The 21,268-nt window shown below is 35.6% G+C and carries 22 protein-coding genes; 17 read left to right on the forward strand and 5 right to left on the reverse strand.

Annotated elements, in window-relative coordinates; genetic code table 11:
- Window positions 1-209 precede the first annotated feature (209 nt).
- From RUH74_RS03685 to RUH74_RS03700, 4 genes are all read right to left on the reverse strand, one after another.
- Window positions 210-1,397 (reverse strand): MFS transporter, encoded by a 1,188-nt coding sequence (locus RUH74_RS03685; protein WP_313798905.1) that lies wholly within the window; start codon window positions 1,395-1,397, stop codon window positions 210-212.
- Between the two features lie 4 nt (window positions 1,398-1,401).
- The gene (locus RUH74_RS03690; RefSeq protein ID WP_313798906.1) at window positions 1,402-1,890 is read right to left on the reverse strand and encodes a MarR family transcriptional regulator; all 489 of its coding nucleotides are present in this window, start codon (window positions 1,888-1,890) and stop codon (window positions 1,402-1,404) included.
- A gap of 251 nt (window positions 1,891-2,141) precedes the next feature.
- Window positions 2,142-3,401 (reverse strand): MDR family MFS transporter, encoded by a 1,260-nt coding sequence (locus RUH74_RS03695; RefSeq protein ID WP_313798907.1) that lies wholly within the window; start codon window positions 3,399-3,401, stop codon window positions 2,142-2,144.
- Window position 3,402: 1 nt separating this feature from the next.
- Window positions 3,403-4,326, reverse strand: a complete 924-nt coding sequence (locus tag RUH74_RS03700) for an ArsR/SmtB family transcription factor (protein WP_313798908.1) — start codon at window positions 4,324-4,326, stop codon at window positions 3,403-3,405.
- Between the two features lie 547 nt (window positions 4,327-4,873).
- Here RUH74_RS03700 and RUH74_RS03705 point away from each other — a divergent pair.
- From RUH74_RS03705 to RUH74_RS03760, 12 genes are all read left to right on the forward strand, one after another.
- Window positions 4,874-5,131: a hypothetical protein gene (locus RUH74_RS03705; RefSeq protein WP_313798910.1), complete on the forward strand. Its 258-nt coding sequence runs from the start codon at window positions 4,874-4,876 to the stop codon at window positions 5,129-5,131.
- A gap of 325 nt (window positions 5,132-5,456) precedes the next feature.
- Window positions 5,457-6,557 carry a CamS family sex pheromone protein gene (locus RUH74_RS03710; RefSeq protein ID WP_313798911.1) on the forward strand — a complete coding sequence of 367 codons (1,101 nt, stop codon included), beginning with the start codon at window positions 5,457-5,459 and terminating at the stop codon, window positions 6,555-6,557.
- A gap of 137 nt (window positions 6,558-6,694) precedes the next feature.
- Window positions 6,695-7,246, forward strand: coding sequence for a signal peptidase I (gene lepB / locus RUH74_RS03715; RefSeq protein ID WP_313798912.1), 552 nt, complete (start codon window positions 6,695-6,697; stop codon window positions 7,244-7,246).
- A gap of 347 nt (window positions 7,247-7,593) precedes the next feature.
- Window positions 7,594-8,088: a sigma-70 family RNA polymerase sigma factor gene (locus RUH74_RS03720; RefSeq protein ID WP_313798913.1), complete on the forward strand. Its 495-nt coding sequence runs from the start codon at window positions 7,594-7,596 to the stop codon at window positions 8,086-8,088.
- Window positions 8,089-8,093: 5 nt separating this feature from the next.
- A complete protein-coding gene (locus tag RUH74_RS03725; protein ID WP_313798914.1) occupies window positions 8,094-9,410 on the forward strand; it encodes a hypothetical protein in 1,317 nt (438 codons plus the stop codon).
- Between the two features lie 372 nt (window positions 9,411-9,782).
- A complete protein-coding gene (locus tag RUH74_RS03730; RefSeq protein ID WP_313798915.1) occupies window positions 9,783-11,099 on the forward strand; it encodes a DUF5667 domain-containing protein in 1,317 nt (438 codons plus the stop codon).
- A gap of 509 nt (window positions 11,100-11,608) precedes the next feature.
- Window positions 11,609-11,980 (forward strand): GntR family transcriptional regulator, encoded by a 372-nt coding sequence (locus RUH74_RS03735; protein WP_313798916.1) that lies wholly within the window; start codon window positions 11,609-11,611, stop codon window positions 11,978-11,980.
- A gap of 5 nt (window positions 11,981-11,985) precedes the next feature.
- The gene (locus tag RUH74_RS03740; protein WP_313798917.1) at window positions 11,986-12,852 is read left to right on the forward strand and encodes an ABC transporter ATP-binding protein; all 867 of its coding nucleotides are present in this window, start codon (window positions 11,986-11,988) and stop codon (window positions 12,850-12,852) included.
- Entirely contained in the window at window positions 12,845-13,450 is a 606-nt protein-coding gene (locus RUH74_RS03745; RefSeq protein ID WP_313798918.1) for an ABC-2 transporter permease, read from the forward strand. Before RUH74_RS03740 ends, RUH74_RS03745 begins: the two co-directional genes overlap by 8 nt.
- Before the next feature lie 225 nt (window positions 13,451-13,675).
- Window positions 13,676-14,668 carry a zinc-dependent alcohol dehydrogenase family protein gene (locus tag RUH74_RS03750; protein WP_313798919.1) on the forward strand — a complete coding sequence of 331 codons (993 nt, stop codon included), beginning with the start codon at window positions 13,676-13,678 and terminating at the stop codon, window positions 14,666-14,668.
- Between the two features lie 318 nt (window positions 14,669-14,986).
- Window positions 14,987-15,289, forward strand: a complete 303-nt coding sequence (locus tag RUH74_RS03755) for a hypothetical protein (protein WP_313798920.1) — start codon at window positions 14,987-14,989, stop codon at window positions 15,287-15,289.
- Between the two features lie 36 nt (window positions 15,290-15,325).
- Entirely contained in the window at window positions 15,326-16,273 is a 948-nt protein-coding gene (locus RUH74_RS03760; protein ID WP_313798921.1) for a LacI family DNA-binding transcriptional regulator, read from the forward strand.
- A gap of 144 nt (window positions 16,274-16,417) precedes the next feature.
- On the opposite strand, the gene RUH74_RS03765 is transcribed toward RUH74_RS03760, so the two are convergent.
- Window positions 16,418-17,053 (reverse strand): pentapeptide repeat-containing protein, encoded by a 636-nt coding sequence (locus RUH74_RS03765; protein WP_313798922.1) that lies wholly within the window; start codon window positions 17,051-17,053, stop codon window positions 16,418-16,420.
- A 470-nt stretch (window positions 17,054-17,523) separates the two neighbouring features.
- Here RUH74_RS03765 and RUH74_RS03770 point away from each other — a divergent pair, with 470 nt between their 5' ends.
- The 5 genes from RUH74_RS03770 to RUH74_RS03790 all read left to right on the forward strand — a co-directional run bounded on the left by RUH74_RS03770 (window position 17,524) and on the right by RUH74_RS03790 (window position 21,238).
- A complete protein-coding gene (locus RUH74_RS03770) occupies window positions 17,524-17,964 on the forward strand; it encodes a regulatory YrvL family protein (protein WP_313798923.1) in 441 nt (146 codons plus the stop codon).
- A gap of 256 nt (window positions 17,965-18,220) precedes the next feature.
- On the forward strand, window positions 18,221-18,478 hold the full coding sequence (locus RUH74_RS03775) for a hypothetical protein (protein ID WP_313799035.1): 258 nt from the start codon (window positions 18,221-18,223) through the stop codon (window positions 18,476-18,478).
- Window positions 18,479-18,601: 123 nt separating this feature from the next.
- Complete coding sequence (locus RUH74_RS03780) at window positions 18,602-18,937, forward strand: hypothetical protein (protein WP_313798924.1); 336 nt, start codon at window positions 18,602-18,604, stop codon at window positions 18,935-18,937.
- A gap of 271 nt (window positions 18,938-19,208) precedes the next feature.
- Window positions 19,209-19,883 (forward strand): response regulator transcription factor, encoded by a 675-nt coding sequence (locus RUH74_RS03785; protein ID WP_313798925.1) that lies wholly within the window; start codon window positions 19,209-19,211, stop codon window positions 19,881-19,883.
- A 161-nt stretch (window positions 19,884-20,044) separates the two neighbouring features.
- The gene (locus tag RUH74_RS03790; RefSeq protein WP_313798926.1) at window positions 20,045-21,238 is read left to right on the forward strand and encodes a sensor histidine kinase; all 1,194 of its coding nucleotides are present in this window, start codon (window positions 20,045-20,047) and stop codon (window positions 21,236-21,238) included.
- The last annotated feature ends 30 nt before the right edge of the window (window positions 21,239-21,268 follow it).

The following is a 21,268-nucleotide window of genomic DNA, read 5'->3' on the forward strand; positions in this document are numbered from 1 at the left end:
ACTGAGTAGGGGGACAAAAGCGCTGAAACATATATTCGTTTTGGGGGATAATAGAAGAGGGAGTACAGGCAGTCGGCATTTCGAGGCTATTCCCATGGAAAAGGTAGTAGAGAACAACAAAAGTAGTTTCATGAAAAGGGATAGATTACGTAGTAAAATAAATAGACAACGGATATAGTCTCCTCCCCTATACCCGTTGCCTATTTATTTTACGAAACATTCTTGCCTTGAAAGCTTTGATACGGCAATACTGAAATGAAAAGCAGCACGATACCTAACAGTACAAATAAAACAGGTCCAGACAGGATATGATATAAGGCAGGAGCCATTCCTCCAAGTGCCATCCCTGAATAACGCACGAAATTAAATAAACCTAGAGCTGTTCCTCTATGCTCAATGTATTCATTACTGATAAGCGTCGAAAAAAGTGGGGCAGAAAAACCCACCATAATGCCATATCCAAATAAAATCATGCTTAACCCAATAAGTGATTGTGTGTGAAATACACCAAACAGTATGATTAACAAGGGCATGGTGATTAAAAGCGGCATTAATAATCTGTTTAACGATCTATTTGCCTGCAATCTTTTGAACAAGATGCTTCCCGCAATCATGCTGACAGAGAGTGGTAAATATAACAGCCCAATGAGCTTTAAAGTCAGCCGATAATGATCATGGAGCAGAATGGGCAGATAAACGAGAATGGCAAAATAGGTGAAAAACACCATAAAGCTAACCATGATGATACTGACACCAGTGTAATGGGATAAAACTGCTTTATACGTCTCAAAAAATCCTTTACGCTGTTTTTTAACCGTTTCAGTCTGTTTCTCGCCTGGCAGGAAATAAACGATGAAAATAAGCAGCACTACTGCGATCATCAAAAGGAAAAGGAAGGTACCCTCATAGCCGAAATACTCCCCAATAAAACCCCCAAGGATAGGTGAAACGGCAGGGGCAAGGGTAAGCAGAATTTGGTAAGTTCCCATCGCATGGGCCCTTGCCTCACCTTCAAACTGCTGTGCAACGATACTGATGACAACTAAAGGAATGATGCCAGCTCCGACAGCCTGAACCATCCGGAACAATAGAAATAACGCAAAACTGTCTGTATAAGCGCAAATGGCGGCTGAGACACCAATCAGTACAAGGCTGACCAGCAACAATCTTTTCTTATCTTTGTGATCAATCACCGTTCCTAGAAGGATTTGTATCACCGCAATAATAAAGATAAAGCTGCTGACCGTGAAATTCACCCAGCTGATGCGCACATGAAAGGAGTCCCGGATGATAGGAATAATCGGTGTATAGATGTTCTGGCTTAAAGAAGCAAAAAACGAACTAATACCCAAGACATATACGACAAACCATTTTCCCTGTGCTATATCTCTTGTCATATGGTTACTCTTCAAATGACATGTCAGTATGTTTAAGATTATCGGTTATCGCTTTTAAAAAGGCGATAATGGTGTCCAGCTCATTTGTTGTAAAGCCGTCCAGCAAACGCAAATATTGATTTTTTACTTGCTCGTGCAGCCTTGCATGAATCGAAGCGAGTTGTTCTCCATATTCAGTAAGGAGATAGTGCACTTCCTTTTGATTATCTTCCTGTCTGGTTTTAACAATGACGTGTTTCTCTAGCATTTTTCGAATAGCCTTCGTAATAGCCGGCTTGGACACTTGCAACGTTTCGGCAAGTGAGGTGTTATTCGCAGATCCTTTTTCCTTTATGACGGAAACGATGTGTAACTGGGTAAGAGTCCAATCCATCACCACCGATTCTTCTGTCTCTTTTTTATTGAAGCTCCTTCTTTTTTGAGCAGCTTCTCTCACTTTAATTAACTGCTGTAAAGCATTCAATGCTTCCGTTTTTTTATCCATATGATTCATCGTATATCACCTAATTTCTTAATATTATTAACCGGTTAATAATTATAGTTTACCAGTTAACAAAAAGATATCAAGTGTTCATTTTGTTATTCAACAAAATAGACGCAAATTTGTTGAAAGGAATACGAACTTCTTAAAATAAAGAACCATGATCGTTATCTCCAACATCATACACCCTATTGGATGTTTTCCCGCACTGTGAAAAAGAATCCCTTCTGATTAATCTATTTTTCAAAAGGGATTCTTTTTATTTATCGTAAAATGCTGATTTGTGAGTGGCTATTAATCAAATTTTCTTTAACATTTGAAGCTGTGTTTTTATTTTTGAAAAGATGCACACCACGCCAGAAGATGAGAATGCTCAATATTGAAATGAGAGCCATTGTTAGAAAAAAAGCAGTTCCGCTAAATTGCTTTAACATAAAGCCTCCGAGCATGGGCCCGATAAAGCTTCCTAAAGAGTTAAAGCTTTGTGCTCCATAATACGTTCCTCGCAATGCTTTTGGCGTAATTTGGTCAATAAGTGTATACTCTGCCGGTATCACAAGCACTTCCCCTAGAGTAAAAATTATTGTCGAAATAACGAACATAACCGTAGTCCCGGAAAAAGCAAACAAGAACATGCCAAAAGCTGTAAAAATACAACCGATTATGATTGTAAATAATGGTGTTCGTTTTTCTGCCCATCTCGTTATTGGATATTGAATGAAGATAACTCCAGCGCTGTTTGTAATCAAGATGATAGCAAACAATTGAACCCCATTCGTGAAATCATTTTCCAAATATTGTGATACAGGAACTGACCATTGTCCATGTACTACCATGCAAATGATTCCTCCAATGACAAAGTAGAGGAGGATAGTGTCTGAGCGCAGTACATGTAAAGATTTCCTTAAAGTGATCTTTTCTGTATCTTGAGCCTCTATTTGTTTAATACCAAATCGTTTCAATAATATATGAAGAAGAATAGTGAATCCTAGATATAGACATGCTGCAATAAGAAAGGGAACTTCATTTGCAGTCAGTGCAAGATAAGCTCCGATTATTGGGCCAATTGCAAAACCGATGTTGTTAATTACATATCGAAGGGAAAAGACGCGAACCCGTTTATCCGCATCGGTGACAACTCCCATCAGTGCCTTAGCGACAGGCGTAAAGAATGAGTTGCTTAGCCCTATTAAGATCACTAATATGATGAGAAAAATTGGCGTTTCAGCAAAAACAAACCCCAAAAAAGAGAATGATGATAATAAAAGGGATGCAAGCAATACCTTCCTTCTCCCTATCCGATCTGACACAACACCTGCTATGAATCCTCCAAACGTTGCCGCAAGAGGACCAGCCCCAACGGTAAGTCCAATGACCACAGGATCCATATGAAGTTCTTTCACCAAATAGATAGGCAAAAATAACAGGCTCATTGATTGAGCAAGCGCGATTAAAAACGTACCAAAAAGAAGTGTATGTACGATTGGGTGATATTGTTTTAAGAACAGATTGGCTTTATTCATGTTAAACGCCTCCGTCATTGTTCCTAATATAAGCATTGATCAGGTTTTGCACTTGCCCCAGTCCTTCCTCACGCAGACTGTATTGGTGAATAAATTTACTTCCAAAATAGTGAGTTCGGATCAATCCAGCCCTTCTTAAAATGGACAAATGGTGGTTGGTAGTGCTTTTTGCGAGTCCAATATAACTTTGAATGGCCGAAAAATTTTGCATCCCGGAATGCAAAAATCGCAGGATTTTTAAACGATTCTCATCAGCTAAAGCATGGGTAACAACTGTTAACTCCCAGGGCAGTTCGTTCGCATCATTTGCAGCAGATTTTACTGGATATAGACAAGTGCACATAGATTCGAAGTAATCGAGTATTGTTGCTGGACGGCAATGATATTGCGGTATGAGAAACACAGTTTTTAACATGTCATTTGGTTCAATTCTAATTCCATTTGTCGCTTCTTCAATTAAGTTAATAGATGATACTTTAGAGATCAGGTCCCGTTTTTGTCTGGCATCATCTTTTAATTGCTCGATCATTCTAGGATCAATGTGCTGAAAGTACTGTACATCCCACTCTGACAATAGGTATACCATTCGATCACGCAGTTCTTTTAAATTGCCGGGTATATTGTTAATCCAGGGTGCCAATCGTTCATACAATTCACCAGGCGGCTGGTCTTGAAGCCATTTGATAAATTCTTTTGGAGTTCTCTCCCCAGGGCATTGCCAAACTAATAAATTGATTCGATGCAATACTTCTAATCGGTCATCTTCCAGCTCAGCTGCGAAATGAGGATGCAGTTCTGTTTTAACGGAATGATGCCAGTCTTTGCTGAGGGAGAAATGGCGATGCTGTTTGAAATTGATGTAGTGATACAAACTTGTAATAAGTTCGTTAACAGGTGAAAAATCTACAATTACTTGATAAGACACAAGGTTCTACCTCCTTAGAACAATAATTAGTTCGATTTATATAGAACATTTTTATACATCGTAACATAAGAAAATTAAAAATGTAAATGTTATATTTCTTGAATATAATTATTTAATTGGCGGTTAAAAGAAAAACTGGTGAACATTAAATGATCTCCGTTTTTTGGCTTGCATAAAAACATTGTTCATACCGTTGAAATGGGGCTAAGCCTGTAAGTAATTTTGCCAACAATATTTCGGACATCTATGATTCTATTAGCAAATAACTCATATTTCGTTAGGCCGCCCGACCGTCACCCACCTTATGGAAAGGTTGCTCCACATAAGATATGTGGACATCAAATCGGGTGCATACCTACTATTCATCTATCAAAAGTTGGCTAGTTTCTTACGCTCTTTTTCTTTACAAATTGCAACTTTAATAGTTTTAACAAGTTGTATAGGAAAATGCAGAAAAACGGCGAATAGATTGAATGAGGAATTTTGAATGGACCCCGGCTTTTAAATATAAAGAAGTAGAGGAGAACTTCAGTGAGTGGGAGGAAATATGGAAACATACGAGACATATTTTAAAGCCTTTTCAGTTCCTGTATCAGTAATTTTCACAATGTTAGTAGATCAATATGTTTATGATATGCCTACATTAGTTGGTGGGCTAGTTGCTGGTTGCCTTGTTGGTGTATTTTATAAAATAGTTGATAAAACTTCATTTCTTAAGAAAGAGCTTAATAAGAAAACGAATTACATTTTATCACTTCTTGCATGCATTAGTATAATTTTATCCTTTTATCTATTTAAGTTATAAAGTAGGGGCAACTACCGATAAAACTCTAGAAATGGATATCACCGTTTGGCAGCAAAGTGAAATGCGTTTTAGCCCCTGTCCTTAATACAGCACTCCCTCTTTAAGAATTTTTCAAAAGTAGTATCTTCGAATACCTGTTTTATATTAATAAAATATTTCATATACTTATTCTCCGCAATAAATTCCGTTATTATTGAAATATTACCAATATTATACAATTTTTGATATAATTATATATACTTTTAGTTTCCTACCTATCTTAGATTCAACTTAATAATTTCATGTGAATATTGAGGAGATAAAGATAATGACGAATCATATAAAAATGGTATTAATATTTGCTAGTTTTAGTTTCACTATAGTAGCAGGTTGCAAAATGGAGGATAAAGAGAAAGAAGAAATAGGGGTGGAGCATTCAACATCTGGAATCGAGGAAAGAAGTGATTATCAAATTTTGCCGAATTACGGAGATACAAGGGGAGTAATTGTTCAGGAGATTTATAATCCACTGGACGTTAGCAACATAGAGGTAGAGCTAATGAATTTATCGCAACAATATTTCCCTTCAACAAAATTCTTTTATAGAGAGGGGAATACAATAGAGAATATTTCTAAATGGCACAAAAGGGAGTCGGTTGAACCTGAGGGATTAAACCCTCCTATTGATATTCCTGAAGATGCGGGCTGGGAGATTAGGTTGAAATTAGAAAAAGAATCTCCTAAATATCTTGCGTTTATTGAGGACCAAGAATATGTAGATAAAAAAGGTACAATAAAAGGGTTGTCTATTGGAGTTGTTTTAAACTCTACATATTATATTGATAAAATCACTGATGACCAAGGATTGAAACATACGGATCTAGTTGAACTGGATGCAAAATTTTTAAAAAAGAAAGGGAAAGAAGTTGGGGAAGAAGTATTACATAGAATCAGAGAACAAAAGGATCTATCTACTGTCCCAGTCTTTATCGCACTTTATATTCAAGCAAATAAGAATAGCACGCTGCCAGGCAATTATTTCGCATCGACAATAGTTAATGATAATCAACAACCTATTAAATGGGATGACATAAATAGAAAGGAAATTAGTGTCCCATCTAAAACACTTGGAAAAATAAGTAAAGAAATCAATGATAAAATTACTTATTTAAAGGAGGACATAGAAAAACATTACAATATGGATTTTTCTCTAAACGGGAAAGGTCGTATGGATCATTCGAATATAAAGGAAATATCTCTAGAATTATCCATAGATCCGTTAAGCTATCCCAGTCTTGTAGGTTTCGTTCAATATATAACTCCTGAAATTTCTAATCTTTCACAAGATTTTCCTGTTACTTTATTAATCACTTCGATAGACAAACCTAAAGCCATAATTATATGTAATAAAAATCAAAAACCCTTCGTTCATATTTATAATAGGTAGATTGCGAGGGGATGCGAGTAATAGAATGATAGATGTTATAATTATTTATAGATTAAAAGTTGGATTAATCCCTATAATTACACTTAATGGATTAACAGAGAGGAAAATCTTATTGTATTGTGAAAGGATGATAGTAAATGACTACGGTAAAAATAAAAAATGGAATTGGGGAGTGGGTGAAGGCACTTCTTATTGCAATAATAGTAGCTTTTATTATTCGTGCATTTTTCTTTACACCCATTGTTGTTGATGGTTCTTCTATGGAACCCACTTTACAAGATCAAAACCGTATGATTGTAACCAAAATAGGGGAGCCGCATAGATTTGATATTGTTGTGTTTCATGCCCCAGATGGTAGGGACTTTATTAAACGTGTAATTGGATTGCCTGGTGACCGTATTGAGTATAAAGACGATACACTTTACATAAATGGAGAATCTTACGAGGAACCGTATTTAAATGAATATAAACAAAAGGTGATGGCTGGCCCTTTAACTGATTCATTTACGTTAGAAGAAACACCGGTGAGAACTGACTTGGTTCCAGAAGGGCATATATTTGTTATGGGGGATAATAGAAGAGGAAGTACAGATAGTCGACATATCGGGGCTATTCCCATGGAAAAGGTAGTTGGAACAACTAAAATAGTTTATTATCCTATTAAAGAAATAAAAATAATCAGTAAATGAAGACTTTATGCTATTTGATTAAAGGACGCTTTTTTGAAATAAGGAAAGCGTCTTTTTAAGGAATCAGCTAGTTACCCTAAATATCGTAGGGATTTTTTTAGTGTAGATATATATCATGCTATTATTAAAGATAATGTCGAGTAACTAAATCAATTTAAGGACTGGTTAATACTTGGATTGAAAATGAAATTATAACGAATTTAAAAAGTAATCTCATTTAATCGTCTTTTTAGGCGATTTTTTATTTTTAATGAAACAACTTTTGCAAGTTTTAAGCCAAATGGAGATTTTAATTGTCTAATAGATGTAGGACGAAAAAAAGAGGGTGAACTACGATTATAGGAATAGTGAAAAAAGCTCAAAAAGGGAATGACAAAGCCTTTTTAAATATTTTTCAACAATACGAGGAAGACATTTATCGAATGGCCTTTTTATATGTGAAAAATCAAGAAGATGCTTTAGATGTAGTTCAAGAAGTAGCATACCAGTCATTTAAAAAGATACATACATTGAAAAAACCAGAGTATTTCAAAACGTGGTTGATGAAAATTACAATAAATTGTGCAATTAACATAATTAAAAAAAATATGAAAGTGATTCAATTAATACCGGAGTTCGAAGAATTCGTTGGCTCAGATGATGAAGACATACCCCTTTCTTTAACATTACAAAATTTGATAGACACTTTACAAGAAGATGAAAAGAGCGTTGTTCTTTTAAGGTATTATCAAAATTTTACGTTTAAAGAAATATCAGAGGTATTAGAGATCCCACTTGGTACGGCTAAATCGGTATTATATCGAGCATTAGATAAACTTCGCAAAGAGTTTAAGGAGGGCTGATATTTGTGAGTAATAAAATAAAGCAGGAATTAGAAAGAATTGATATTCCAAAAGAATTACATGAGAGATCAAAATTTGGCGTAATGAAGGCGAAATCAGAAAAAACAAAAGGGAGAATAAAAAAGTTAGCGATTCCTTTGGTAGCTTCTGCATTTGTAGTATTCTCGGCTGGAGTAGGAGCAGCTCGTATACCAAGCTTTAATAATTTAGTAGCTTTTGTCAGTCCTGAAATTGCATTAATGCTTCAACCTATTGAAATTAGCAGTGAAAGTGACGGAATTAAAATGGAAGTGGTTGCTGCGATGAATGATAATGAAATGGCAGTTATTTATGTTACGTTACAAGACTTCACGGGTAACAGGATTGATGAAACACTTGATCTTTACGATTATTCTTTAACTGGTGCTCACATGTTTAATAGCCGAATTGTAGATTATGATGGAAAAACAAATACTGCTACATTACGAATCCAAGGAAATGGTGGGGAGAGCCTAAACGATAGAAAAATGAATTTTCGTATGACTTCCTTTCTAAGCGAGAAACAAACATTTGAAGTCGAAGTTGATGCTAATCTATCAGAAACAACAAGTAAACCACCTCAAACGGTTCCGCTTGATATGAATAACATTCCAGGCGGTGGTGGAAAATTGTATCAGAAACTAGAAGATCAGGGAATCGTACAGGTTTTAAAGCCAAATGAAACTGACATTTCTCTTCCAGGAATAGAATTTATGCATATTTCAAATATAGGAATCATTGATCATCGCCTTCATATTCAAACAAGATGGAATAAAGAAATTGTTGATGGTCATGGTTATTTTTATTTTGTTGATGATACAGATAATGAAATACATCCTACCAGTGTTAATTTTGGAATAGATGAAGAAGGTCATACCAACTATGGTGACGAGTATACTGAATATATTTTTGATATAGAAAGTATAGATTTTAATGAACAAGAATTACTGGGCCATTTTGTTTCAAACGGTAAATTTATAACAGGGGACTGGAATACTACCTTTAAAATGCAATCTGTTCAAGCAGAAATGAATAGTGATTTGAATGAAAACTTTGGAACTTGGAATTCGAAAAGTGTTTCTATTTCACCATTGGGAGTAACTTTATACGGGAACGGTATATTCAACGATTCAATTGAAATGGATGTAAGAGCTAAAATGACCGATGGCAGTGTTCAAATTTTGGATTCTATGACTAGTTTTAGTGAGGATAAACAGGTGAAAGTTAAATTTATACCTTCCTTGCCTTTAGATGTTTCAAAGGTTAAATCAATCTATATTAATGATAAGGAAATAGAGTTTTAACGGTTGGTAATAACTGAGAGATCGTACCCAGTAGCTATTGTGCTAAAGGTTTTGTTTCAATCTTCAATTAAAAAGGCGCGTTTGTTTAGGAACTGTCTTTTTATAGTTAAAAAGCTACATTAGATAAGAAAATTGGAGGTTTTGATTTAGTTAGTAATAATAATTCATTCCTAAAAATTACGATAATAAAAACAGGAAAACTGTTTAACATTTTGAATTACAGATTACTCTGCACTTAGGTTTTGCCTCTCTGTCAAAAATTCACATTTGAAATTTCGGGAATTGATTTAAATTTTTTTTAGATTTACCGCCACAAACCTGTCTGCTTTTGTCGAAGGGTATATTGACAATCAGATTAGGGAGGAAACATCTATGAAAATGAAAAAATCATTACTAAGCGGGGCAGCAGCATCAGCACTCCTTCTTTCGACTTTTGGGACAAGCGCTGCCTTTGCAAATGAGGATACTGCTGAAACAACGACATCAGCTACGGAAGAAGTAGTTGAAGTTGAAGTTGATGTAAATGATGAAGCAACAGCGGTAGAAGAAAATCTAGCTGATGAAGAAACTATTGCAGAAGATGAGGCTTCAGAAGAAGTGACTACGGATGAGGAAGTTGCAACAGAAGAAAATTCTTCTACTGAAGAAAAGGCAGATGATACAGAAACAACAGAAGAAACGGATCAGAAGCAAGAAGAGACACCGGCTTTGGTACCTGGAGATTTCTTTTACTTTGTAAAAACGATGATGGAAAAGGTAAGGCTTGCTGTCACAGTTGATGATTATAAGGAAGCTCGTCTTTTAGCTGATTTTGCTGCTGAGCGTATTGCTGAAGCAAATGCATTATTTGCAGAGGGAAAAACGGAGGAAGCAACAGCACTTTTAGAAGAGGCAATCGCTACTCAAAAGGAAGCTGCTGAAAGTTTAGTAGAATCAGAAGAAATTGCCGGTAAAGATGCAGAAGCAATAGAGGAAGCTGCTGAGGAAACGGTAGTAACAGAAGATCAGGAAGCTAAAGACGCTGAAGCAACTGCTGAAACAACGGAAGGCGAAGAAGTTGCAGCAGAAGATGAAGTAGAAGCGAAACTTGCTCAAAATATTGACGCATTAGCCGCCGCATTAACACATGTTAAAAATCCTAAAGCTCAATCATCATTAATGAAAAATATTCAAAAGTCTTTTGCGAAATTAGACAAAAAACTTTCAAAGCTTGAAGCAAAAGCAGAAAAATTCGCAGTTGAATCTACTGAAGATAAAGTTGTTGAAGAAGAAGCAGCAGTAGATACTGAAACGACTGTAACAGAAGAAACCCCATTAGAAGAAGTAGCAAAGGAAACAGTAGTTGACGAAGCGGGAACTGAAGAAACAGTAGGAGAAAAAGTAGAAGAAGAAAAAGCGGTAGAAGAAATAGTAACAGATGAACAAGCTGAGACTGAAGTTACAGAAGAACCTAAAGGAACTAAAGAATCTAAAGGAACTGCTGTTGTTGCTCCAGGAGCAGCTAAGAAGGAAGAAGCAAAGGCTAAAGCGGAAGAAAAGCGTGCTGAAGGTCAGGAAACAGGTGCTGCTAAGAAGCAAGAAGCTCAAGAAAAGCAAGTTACTAAACAACAACAAGCAAACGAAAAGAAACAAAACGGACAAAATAAAGGCGCTGAAAATAAGAAAGACCATGGAAAAGGAAACGAATAATACCTTTTATAAACCTAGTACTCCGAGTACTAGGTTTATTTTTTTGCCTATTCATCCCCGTCCCCACTCTATTGATGGAGGGTCATATATGTAAAATTTTCTTTTGTTGGATAAAAAATGGTTGCGTTTGTTTTTAAGGGTGCATATAATGTTCATATAGTATATATACATTATAAAGATCAATAGCATATCGCTTTAAATCGATAACCAATCATTTTGCATAATTGGTGAAATGCATGATGCATGGATGGAGAGTGATTTTCGAGATGGTCGTAAAATTTCACTTTATTGAGGAAGGAAAAAAAGAATGAAACGAGCACCGATCATTGGAGTTATTTTTATTGTAGTCATATTTGTTTTTTTAAAGGTTTTTCAGGACTCGATACCAAAAATTAGCGAGCCGATAACAAATATATTCGTTTTTGCAGTATTTTTAATTTTTATCATTATATATGGTTTATCTCAGATGAAAAAAAAGAAGATGAGAGAATCAATGAAGAGGGATTGACATGCAAATAATTCTTTCGAATAGTTCTAAGGAGCCGATTTATGAACAAATTACGAATCAAATTAAATCGTCTATTTTATCAGGTGACTTGAAAGAGGGGACATCTTTACCTTCCATGCGTCAACTCGCAAAGGATTTACAAATTAGTGTGATAACAACGAAACGTGCTTATGAGGAATTGGAGAAGGCAGGCCTTATTTATTCCATTGTCGGAAAAGGTTCTTTTGTCGCAGAACAAAATGTAGAGGTCATGAGGGAGAGGAAGCTGAAGGCAATTGAGGAGCAGTTGAGTGCGGTCATAATCAATAGCAGAGAAATTGGTCTATCAATTGACGAATTACAGCAATTGTTGAAGATTTTATCTGAGGAGTGAAATGAATGGAAAATGTAGTTGAATTAAAAGACGTAACGAAAAATTTCAAAGGTTTCTCTGTTAAAAATATGAATTTACAAGTGAAACAAGGCTTTATTACGGGCTTCATTGGAGAAAATGGCGCAGGTAAATCGACAACGATAAAAATGATCATGAATTTATTAAAACCGGATGCTGGAGAGGTTAAGCTTTTCGGGTTGGACTACGCGACGCATGAGAAGGAGATCAAGGAGCGCATTGGGTTTGTATACGATGGCAATGTGTTTTTTGAAGGATTAAATTTAAAAGATATAAAGCGGATCGTTGGACCAGCGTATAAACAATGGGATGATCCCTTGTTTTATCAATATGTGGAAAAATTCGAATTGCCCCTTAATAAAGCGATAAAAACGTTCTCAAAGGGGATGCAAATGAAGGCATCATTGGCGATCGCCCTGTCCCATCATGCAGAGCTGATCATAATGGACGAACCAACAGCAGGCTTAGACCCTATTTTTAAACGGGAGCTGCTGGATCTTTTACAAGAATTAATGATTGATGGGAGTCGTACCATTTTCTTCTCCACACATATTACAACAGATTTAGATCGTATCGCTGATTATATTGCTTTTATACAAAAAGGGCAATTAGTATTTAATCAATCCATTCATGATATAGCTGAACAGTATGCGCTCGTAAAAGGAGGAATGGAGCTGCTAGATAGAGACACGGAAAAGGCTTTTATCCATATTCATCCTGCGCCAACTGGTTTTGTGGCATTAACGGATAATATGAAAGCAGTGAAAAATATATTCGGGGATGCGGTTGTCATTGAAAGAGCATCTTTGGAAGAAATTATGTATTATATGAAAGGAAGAAAAAGCTATGTTTAATTTAATCCGACGTGATATCATACTGCAGAAAAAGATGCTATTAACCTATATTCCTTTTATCCTATTCTTTATTTTCATGGATAGACATCCAGCTTTAATTTTTCTAGTTGTCAGTATTTTTATCCCTTTTAACACTTATTTTTACGATGAAAAAGCAGAGACGAATATTATGTTAAATTCTTTACCTTATACACGTAAGGAAATTATTGCATCACGCTATCTTGGTGCTATTATTTACATGGGATTATCCGTTGCGATAACAAGTATCGCTTTATTTGTTTTCAATAAACCTTTTGCGATTACTGATCTTGCCATTGGCAGTGGCTTATTCCTATTATTTGCTGCGGTAACGTTCCCATTATTTTATATCTTTAAATCAGGCCATATATCATCGGTTATTATGATTAGCTTTATCATTTTAGCAGCGGTAGGACCGCATATTGTGTTATTTTTAGCGGAACATTTGACAACAATTACTGACTTTATTGCCAGATTATCCATTCCAGCTTTATATACGGGAGCGGCAGTTATTATCGTGATCCTTTATGGAGCCTCTTGGGGAGTTACTACGATCATTTACCAGCGAAAAGCGTTCTAAGCAATTCTTTAAACTAGCTGAAAAGTATAGAAGTCAATTTCTACCGCATGATATTAACGAACAAAGTTCGGCTCTAGATGAAAAATCCTGTTTATATGCAGGATTTTTTTATTTAATCATCTGACGGGATTCTGCTGCAAGAAATTGAAAACTAAACAAACAAGTCAGGCGTTGAGAAAATGATATACTTTAATAAAACTCATTGGTAGAAGGAGACTCATAATTTTGGATGCAAAATGTATTATATTCTCTGAATTTGGCTGCCCTAAAGATGTGTTAAAAGTTGAGTCTAAAAGAATTGAACGGCCAAAAGATCATGAAGTCCTTGTTCGTATGTTGGCTCGTCCGATCAATCCTTCTGACTTGATCCCGATTAGAGGGGCATATTCTCATCGAATTTCTTTACCGAACATCCCGGGTTATGAAGGCGTTGGGATTGTAGAAGATGTCGGTCCTCTTGTTTCTCAGCATTTTATTGGGAAACGTGTTTTACCTTTACGTGGGGAAGGCACATGGCAAGAGTATGTGAAGACTTCATTAGAATTTGCAGTTGCTATCCCTGACTCGATGGATGATTTTACGGCAGCACAGATGTATATTAATCCAATTACAGCATGGGTGGTTTGTACAGAAATATTAAAACTAGGGCAGGATGATATTCTATTAGTTAATGCGTGCGGATCTGCGATAGGGCATATTTTTGCTCAATTATCGAAGGTATTCGGTTTTCGGTTGATTGCAGTGACAAGAAATAATACATATACAAAAGATTTGCTTCATCTCGGTGCTTCTTATGTAATAGATACTTCTGCTTTTCCACTTCATGAAACAGTGATGGAATTAACAAATGGAGAGGGGGCAGATGCTGCGATTGATTCTGTTGGAGGTTCATCTGGAAATGAGTTAGCTTTTTGTGTTCACCCGAATGGGAACTTTTTAACCATTGGTCTTTTATCAGGGATACAAGTAAACTGGGCAGATATTGTAAATAAAGCCAAGGTGAATGCGAATATGTTTCATTTACGGAATTGGAATAAAGATGTGTCAGCAGATAAATGGCAAGAGACTTTTCATCGGTTGATCAGACTAATCCAAGATAAACAATTGAGTTTGATGAGGAAAGATTCTCACTATGACTTATCAAATATAAAAAAGGCGATTGCTGCTGTTGAATCTTCAAAGACAGCTAAAGGAAAAGTGTTTCTCACAAGCGATTGAGTGACTGCATTTAGTAGAATACATCATTTGAAAGGAAACAATTTTAAGAGAGGGGCGCATTTCTACAGAAAGAAATGTGCTTTTTTATGGTTATGGTAGATTGTTGAGGAACGTATTCAATATAAGTAAATTTTTTGATGGAAAATAGGTTGTGAAGGTGTTTGCTTAAACGATTCGAAAAGATTGTCTAGGAATGGCTAACATTCTGTTCGGTATACCCGCTTTTACCAACGAGTTTCATTTAATTTTTTTCCTTGACTTGAAATGCATTTCATAAATTAGAGTGAAAGTAAGCTATTTTCAACGAATGGAGGAAAAATGATGAACAGAAACATTCCCCTTCAACAAGATGAAAGTGTCCTATCTGCCCTTACAGGGCTATTTGAAATCTTTGATGGCATTCAAAATGTTTATTTTGGAGAGTTATTTTTAACCAATAAAAGATTATATATCGTGAGCAATAATCGAATCAATGTGGAAGAATCTTTATGGTTTGAAGGAAAAATGAAAGATATTGGACATTCTGCACTCATTGTAGGAAAACATCAGATTACGGTAAGATGGATCTGCAGAGGAAACCTTCATAACTTTAGGAAGGTGTTTCAGCAAATGAATATGTAATTTTTTTTGAATGATGGTTTATGTAGGAGCTGTGTTATGACAAATATTAACGATATTGCTAGGTTAGCAGGTGTTTCTGTCTCTACTGTTTCTAGAGTCCTTAATAATTATAAGTATGTCGCCAAGAACAAACGAGAGTCTGTCTTAAAAGTCATTGAAGAAATGAACTATACACCAAACAAGCATGCGATTGATTTAATTCGAGGAGAAACAAGAACAATCGGCGTGATTCTCCCATATAACAACAACCCCTCCTTTGATCAACTATTAAATGGAATTCTAGCAAAGGCTTTAGAAAACGATTTTTTGATCACGGTACTTCCTTCAAAATATAGCAGTGAAAAGGAAATGGAGTACTTGGAAAAATTAAAAAGCAAGCTGTTTGATGGCATCATTATCACTTCAAGAGCGAATGACTGGGAGACGATCATTCCGTATAGCGATTATGGTTCAATCGTATCTTGTGAATATACGGAGCATACAGAAATTGGCTGTTCCTATATAGACAGATATTCCTCTTTTCTAGATGCCTTTCAATTATTAAAAAACAAAGGGCATCAGGCAGCAGCTTTCACAACTGCTAGACTAGAAAGCAACAGCACGAAGCAAATGCTTGATGCTTATCATGAGATTTTCGGTGCAGTTCCGCCTGGCTATCATATTTCCAATTGTCAATGCTTGGAAGACGGATATGAAGCAGCGCAGCAGTTTTTGCAGCTGCCAGAAAGACCAACAGCTATATATGCGAATGGAGATGAAGTGGCTGGCGGTATGTATTTATATGCGAAGTCGCTGCAAATGACGATTCCTGCTGATTTAGCGATTATTGGCCAAGAAAATCAGCCAGTAGGTATCGGACTGGGGCTAACGACCGTGGATCACCAGCTAATGAAAGTGGGAGAACAAGCGTGCAGCCTAGTGATCCAAAAATCTAGAGAAAAGGTGAAAATTCCGTATCGCCTTGTGGAAAGAGCGTCTGTATGAATCCCTATGTTGGCTGGCTGATTTAGGTGGAATTTTTAAAATTTTATGTAATACAATACAAGCGTAAAAAAGAAGATACTCGAACAATATATTCGAATGTCTTCTTTTTGGTGTGGGACGATTTATTCTATTTACTCAGAACTGCTAATCTTTAATAATCAATCCCATTAGCGATGCAAACTGAATGGCTTGATAGGATGATACCTTGCAGCCATTTAAGCTTTCGATAGAAACAGTAAGTGTTTCAAAAGCAGACGAACGAATATCGATTCCTTTTAATGATGTTTGCTCAAAGTTTGCGCCATTAAGATTGCATTTTTGGAATTCAACTTTTTTAAGTTTGCAGTCATAAAAATCTGTACTATTTAATGAAGCTTCTTTAAAAATAACTTTTTCTAGCTTAGAATTTCCGAATCCCGCCAAGTTTAAAACTGAATCCTCAAACAAAACATTTCCTATGCTTGATTCTGAAAAATTAACGCCGACTAATTTGCTATTTTTAAATTCGACTCTATGAATAGAAGATTTGCTTAAAATTGCATTTGAAAAATCGCAATTTTCAAAGCAAACATCTGTCATATCAATATGAGTAAAGTCTGTATTCGTGAATTTACAATTCTTTATCACTGCATTGTAGAGTCGGACTCTATCTACTGCTTCATTCTCAAAGGCAGAGTCGATGATTTGGCACATTTCGAGAATGGGGTCTTCTTCATAAAAAATATCGTGAAAATTTCTTGAAGATAATTCTGGCGAAATTTTGGGAAAATCAATTTTCATTGGAGCTCCTTCTTTCCATTTATTAGTTAGCTTACGAGCGAATAAAGAAAAACATCTACATAGTTAGTTACCTACTGATATATTAGCAGTGCTAATACTTTTTAGTAAGTGATGTATAAGTTTATTATAGTCACCGAGAACAAGCTGCTATGTCCTATCATCCACTGTTTCTTTACTTCCTTCAACTATTTTGGTCTCTCTGTTTGGTGATAAAACTTTTTCCGTTCTACTCCGACAAGCGTTCTAATAAAACCAAATTAAAAAAGTTCAGCCAGTAATTATTGACTATCACTCCTCATGTAAACTGGATATTTATGTTAAAGTAGAGAGGAGATTGTTGAATAGTATATGTCTTTTACGTTTCAAGTCCACTATAAAATGCTGAAACTCTATATTAATGTTTAGAAGTAATTATGAAATTGTATACTTAAATAACAATGGAGAAAACTTACAGAAGGAGAAATAGATCGATGCCAGAAAAAAATGATTCATTTCGTAACATGAATCTAAAAGATAAAGCGACAACAGTTGCAGGAATATTATTGCTCATTATCCTGGTAGCTGGTTTTGTATTGGGGATTTATTTCTTTGGCATGGCAGGGATGTTTAAATTGCTCGGTGTTCAGTATAAATCTATCTGGTCATTGGTTGTTTTTGTTGTCAGTTACTTTTTTCTAGCCATGATTGTCGAATTGTTTTTCACAACAATTTTCAAGCTGTCGATCCGAAATATGACAGGAAGAATATGGGGATTTCTTATCCGAATCAGTCTGGAGTTCACTTCGAACTGGCTAGTCCTGTTTACAGTGGATGAGTTTATGGACAGTATTACACTTTCAAGGGAAACAGAGATAATGATGGCATTGTTAATTGCCCTAATTGAAATTGCTTTCGATAATGATAAGGAGTAAGCCGTTATTCCATTATAGGACGCTTTTCTGAAATATGGAAAGCGTCTTTCTTTATGAAAAATGCTATTTAATAGAATAACACTTCAAAGAAAATTGGATAAGTATGTTAGAGATTAGAAGAGAATGTAAAGTTTTGTACATAAAGTAACGGGGCAGAGCAGGATAATGCAGTAAGTTATGAAACTAAATGAGTTATGAAACGTAAATTTAGAAAAGGAAATATGGTATATATTTCTATAAAAAGGAGGGAATTAAAATCGTACCGATTATTTTATCTATAATATTAATACTCGCACTTATTTTTTCCATAACTCTTGTGGTTCAAAAAAGAAAGAAGGCAGGTATAACAGGGATAAAAAGTGCTTTAACTCCAAGTTGTTTTTATCTTATTGGTATAACAAACCTTTTAGCTTATTGGTTTAACTTTATGGGGTTATTGAATTGGTCAATTACTGTTGTATTGTTGATTTTAGGTGCTTATTTTACAAAATATATGCCTATATCTGAAAAGTGATTGTTAAGTTAACGGGGGTAGGACACGATTACGTAATAACGGGCAGTCGCTTTTTTACTAACGGTGCAGATTAGTGGATGAAGGAATATAGGTAATACATTATGAAAAAGGAGGCGATCCAGAATGGAATTCGAATTTGGAAATGGTGCTATTGTTCTACCTCCTTTACATATAACGATTATCGCAATCATAATTATTTTCTTTTTAGTAAGGTGGAGCAAACAATTAGAAACACGTCGTTTTACCGTTTTCTTTTACTTTCTGATTAGTACTTACATTGCTCCAATTTTTTCTCACAGTACAAAAGAAGGTGTCTTCCAACTATGGGTTCCCTTGGGATTTATAGTCGTTTTCTTGTACTTATTTGGTAGTAAAAGAAACCATCCATCCAAAATGAAAGCGTGTATTTTAGGACTTTGCCTAGCAATATATAAGTTAATTCTTCAATATGTCGGATAGCTTGGGTATTCCACTATTTCAAAAATATTAAACAAAACTAAAATATGACCTCACTTTCATTTAACTTTCGATAGTTAGAGTGAAAGGGAGGTTATTTTATTGACCGCAACCCTTATTAACGCTTCCTTTTTGATTGCGCATGGAGTAAGTGGAATGATTACAAAAGCACTTCTGTTGGCAGTACTCAATCAATTTAAAATAATTAGATAAATCACATGGTATAATAAGGTGAAATTTTCCTGTTTTATTAAGGAAGGGAGGCACCTAGTTTATGAAGCTAACCATTTTGCATATAGAGGATGATCAAGAAATTGGCTCATGGGTAAGCAAATTTTTAACTGAATGTGGATATGAAGTGATTTGGATTACGTCTGGTCATGAGGCAATGGAGCATATGGAACGGGCTGATCTTGTTATTTTAGATATTATGCTGCCTGGTTTAGATGGATTTACAATCGGTCAGCGTCTGAAGCAGAAGTACCCGAATACACCAATTATGATGCTATCAGCAAGAACTGCTATGGAAGATAAGCTGCAGGGACTCCATTTCGCGGATGATTATATGACAAAGCCCTATCATCCGGATGAGTTAATTGCCCGTATTCAAGTACTAGTAAGGCGTTTAGGAGTGATTGCCCCAGAAAGTATCGAGGTTAAGCATTTACGAATCGATCAGAGGTCAAATCGTATATTCGATACAAGCTCAAATGAAGATATCATTTTGACGGGAAAACAATTTCATATATTTATGTATTTATTAGACCACTTGAATCAAATATTGACGAAAAAACAAATTTACGAAGCAGTATGGGGAGATACTTATATTGAAGGGGATAAAACTTTAATGGTTCACATCCGCCATTTGCGTGAAAAAATTGAGTTGGATACAAGCAATCCGCAAATTATTCAGACAATCCGGGGGATTGGATATAGGATGAGCTCATGAATATCATACAATCTTTAATGACCAGATATTTGTTACTTATTTTATTTGCTTTCGCTCTTTTTCCTCTTATTCCTGCCATTTATTATTCCCCTCTTTTGTTCAATAAAGTATTGTACGATCCGGAGGAAATAGAAGAGATATGGAAACAGGAGGCAGCTGAATTGAATAATCAGAAAGAGGAGGTCATTCAGCGCCGTCTTGAGTCTATAAAAAATACGTATCCAAAGGCTGCGGTGTTCTGGATAAATGGCAGTGGCGAATCTAGGTTTATTGGAAATCGGTCTGACGATATTCCTGAACATTGGACATTTACCGACTCTCTTGTATTTATGGAGGAAAGCAAATTTCATGTGGACACGTTTTTACAAAATAAAAATCCTCAAAATATATATACCATTTCAGCATTAATAGGAAACGATCCTAATCAAGGGGTAATGGTTCTTCAAGTTCCGATTACTGACACAAATCTTGGCAGTATTTCTCTATACGAAGACTTTCCATTTGTGATTTTTTTTATCTCCATTAGTGGAGCTTTTCTATTAATCTCATGGTTTTTCTTTTTTAATATACGCAAAAGGCTTGTTAAACTTCAATTTGCGATGTCTGAAATGGGAGATGAAGGGATCCCCGATAAAGTCGTCATTAGTAAATTGGACGAGATTGGAAGACTAGAAGGTGCTTTTAACAAGATGATCAACCAATTGAAGTGCAGCAGGGATCGGGAGAAAAAGGAAGAAAATCTTAGAAAACAGCTAATCGCCAATATATCTCATGACTTACGAACACCTTTAACAGTTATGAGGCAGCACGTATATTCCGTAAAGAAGTACTCAACATCCTCTGCAGAATTAGAATCACTTCAAATTGTTGAAAACAAACTAGATGATATGGCTAAAATGATCAACAATCTCCTTTCTTACACACTGCTTTCAGCTGGCAAACATCCAATCGAAATGAGGGACACGGATATATTGGATGAAGTTCGGAAAGTGATAGCGGAATGGTATCCGATATTTGAAGAGTATACGTTTGAAATAGATATTGATTTACCGGAAAAATCGCTGGTATGGGAGGTAGACCCAATTTGGTTTAAAAGTATTTTGGATAACTTCATTCAAAATGTTATTCGACACGCTCGCTCAGGGCGATATATTGGAATTCAAGCGCTCGAATGTCATGGATCCACTTTCATCGTCATTAGGGACAAGGGCAAAGGATTCAATCATGAATCTGAAGATAAAGGGGCTGGGATTGGACTATCAATCGTTTCTCTTATGGCAAAGGAAATGAATTTAGATTGGGAAGTGACCACTTCCTCGGAGGGAACTAGCATCTATTTGGGGATGAAAACTTAAACAAATCTTTAAAATGAAGTCATCTTAATG

This window comes from Cytobacillus sp. (genome assembly GCF_032154635.1).
Taxonomy (GTDB): Bacteria; Bacillota; Bacilli; order Bacillales; family Cytobacillaceae; genus Cytobacillus.

Coding starts and splice junctions, on each gene's coding strand:
- RUH74_RS03685 (WP_313798905.1), bottom strand. CDS start 1,397: ATGACAAGAGATATAGCACAGGGAAAATGGTTTGTCGTATATGTCTTG.
- RUH74_RS03690 (WP_313798906.1), bottom strand. CDS start 1,890: ATGAATCATATGGATAAAAAAACGGAAGCATTGAATGCTTTACAGCAG.
- RUH74_RS03695 (WP_313798907.1), bottom strand. CDS start 3,401: ATGAATAAAGCCAATCTGTTCTTAAAACAATATCACCCAATCGTACAT.
- RUH74_RS03705 (WP_313798910.1), top strand. CDS start 4,874: ATGGAAACATACGAGACATATTTTAAAGCCTTTTCAGTTCCTGTATCA.
- RUH74_RS03710 (WP_313798911.1), top strand. CDS start 5,457: ATGGTATTAATATTTGCTAGTTTTAGTTTCACTATAGTAGCAGGTTGC.
- lepB (WP_313798912.1), top strand. CDS start 6,695: ATGACTACGGTAAAAATAAAAAATGGAATTGGGGAGTGGGTGAAGGCA.
- RUH74_RS03730 (WP_313798915.1), top strand. CDS start 9,783: ATGAAAATGAAAAAATCATTACTAAGCGGGGCAGCAGCATCAGCACTC.
- RUH74_RS03735 (WP_313798916.1), top strand. CDS start 11,609: ATGCAAATAATTCTTTCGAATAGTTCTAAGGAGCCGATTTATGAACAA.
- RUH74_RS03740 (WP_313798917.1), top strand. CDS start 11,986: ATGGAAAATGTAGTTGAATTAAAAGACGTAACGAAAAATTTCAAAGGT.
- RUH74_RS03745 (WP_313798918.1), top strand. CDS start 12,845: ATGTTTAATTTAATCCGACGTGATATCATACTGCAGAAAAAGATGCTA.
- RUH74_RS03755 (WP_313798920.1), top strand. CDS start 14,987: ATGATGAACAGAAACATTCCCCTTCAACAAGATGAAAGTGTCCTATCT.
- RUH74_RS03760 (WP_313798921.1), top strand. CDS start 15,326: ATGACAAATATTAACGATATTGCTAGGTTAGCAGGTGTTTCTGTCTCT.
- RUH74_RS03765 (WP_313798922.1), bottom strand. CDS start 17,053: ATGAAAATTGATTTTCCCAAAATTTCGCCAGAATTATCTTCAAGAAAT.
- RUH74_RS03770 (WP_313798923.1), top strand. CDS start 17,524: ATGCCAGAAAAAAATGATTCATTTCGTAACATGAATCTAAAAGATAAA.
- RUH74_RS03780 (WP_313798924.1), top strand. CDS start 18,602: ATGGAATTCGAATTTGGAAATGGTGCTATTGTTCTACCTCCTTTACAT.
- RUH74_RS03785 (WP_313798925.1), top strand. CDS start 19,209: ATGAAGCTAACCATTTTGCATATAGAGGATGATCAAGAAATTGGCTCA.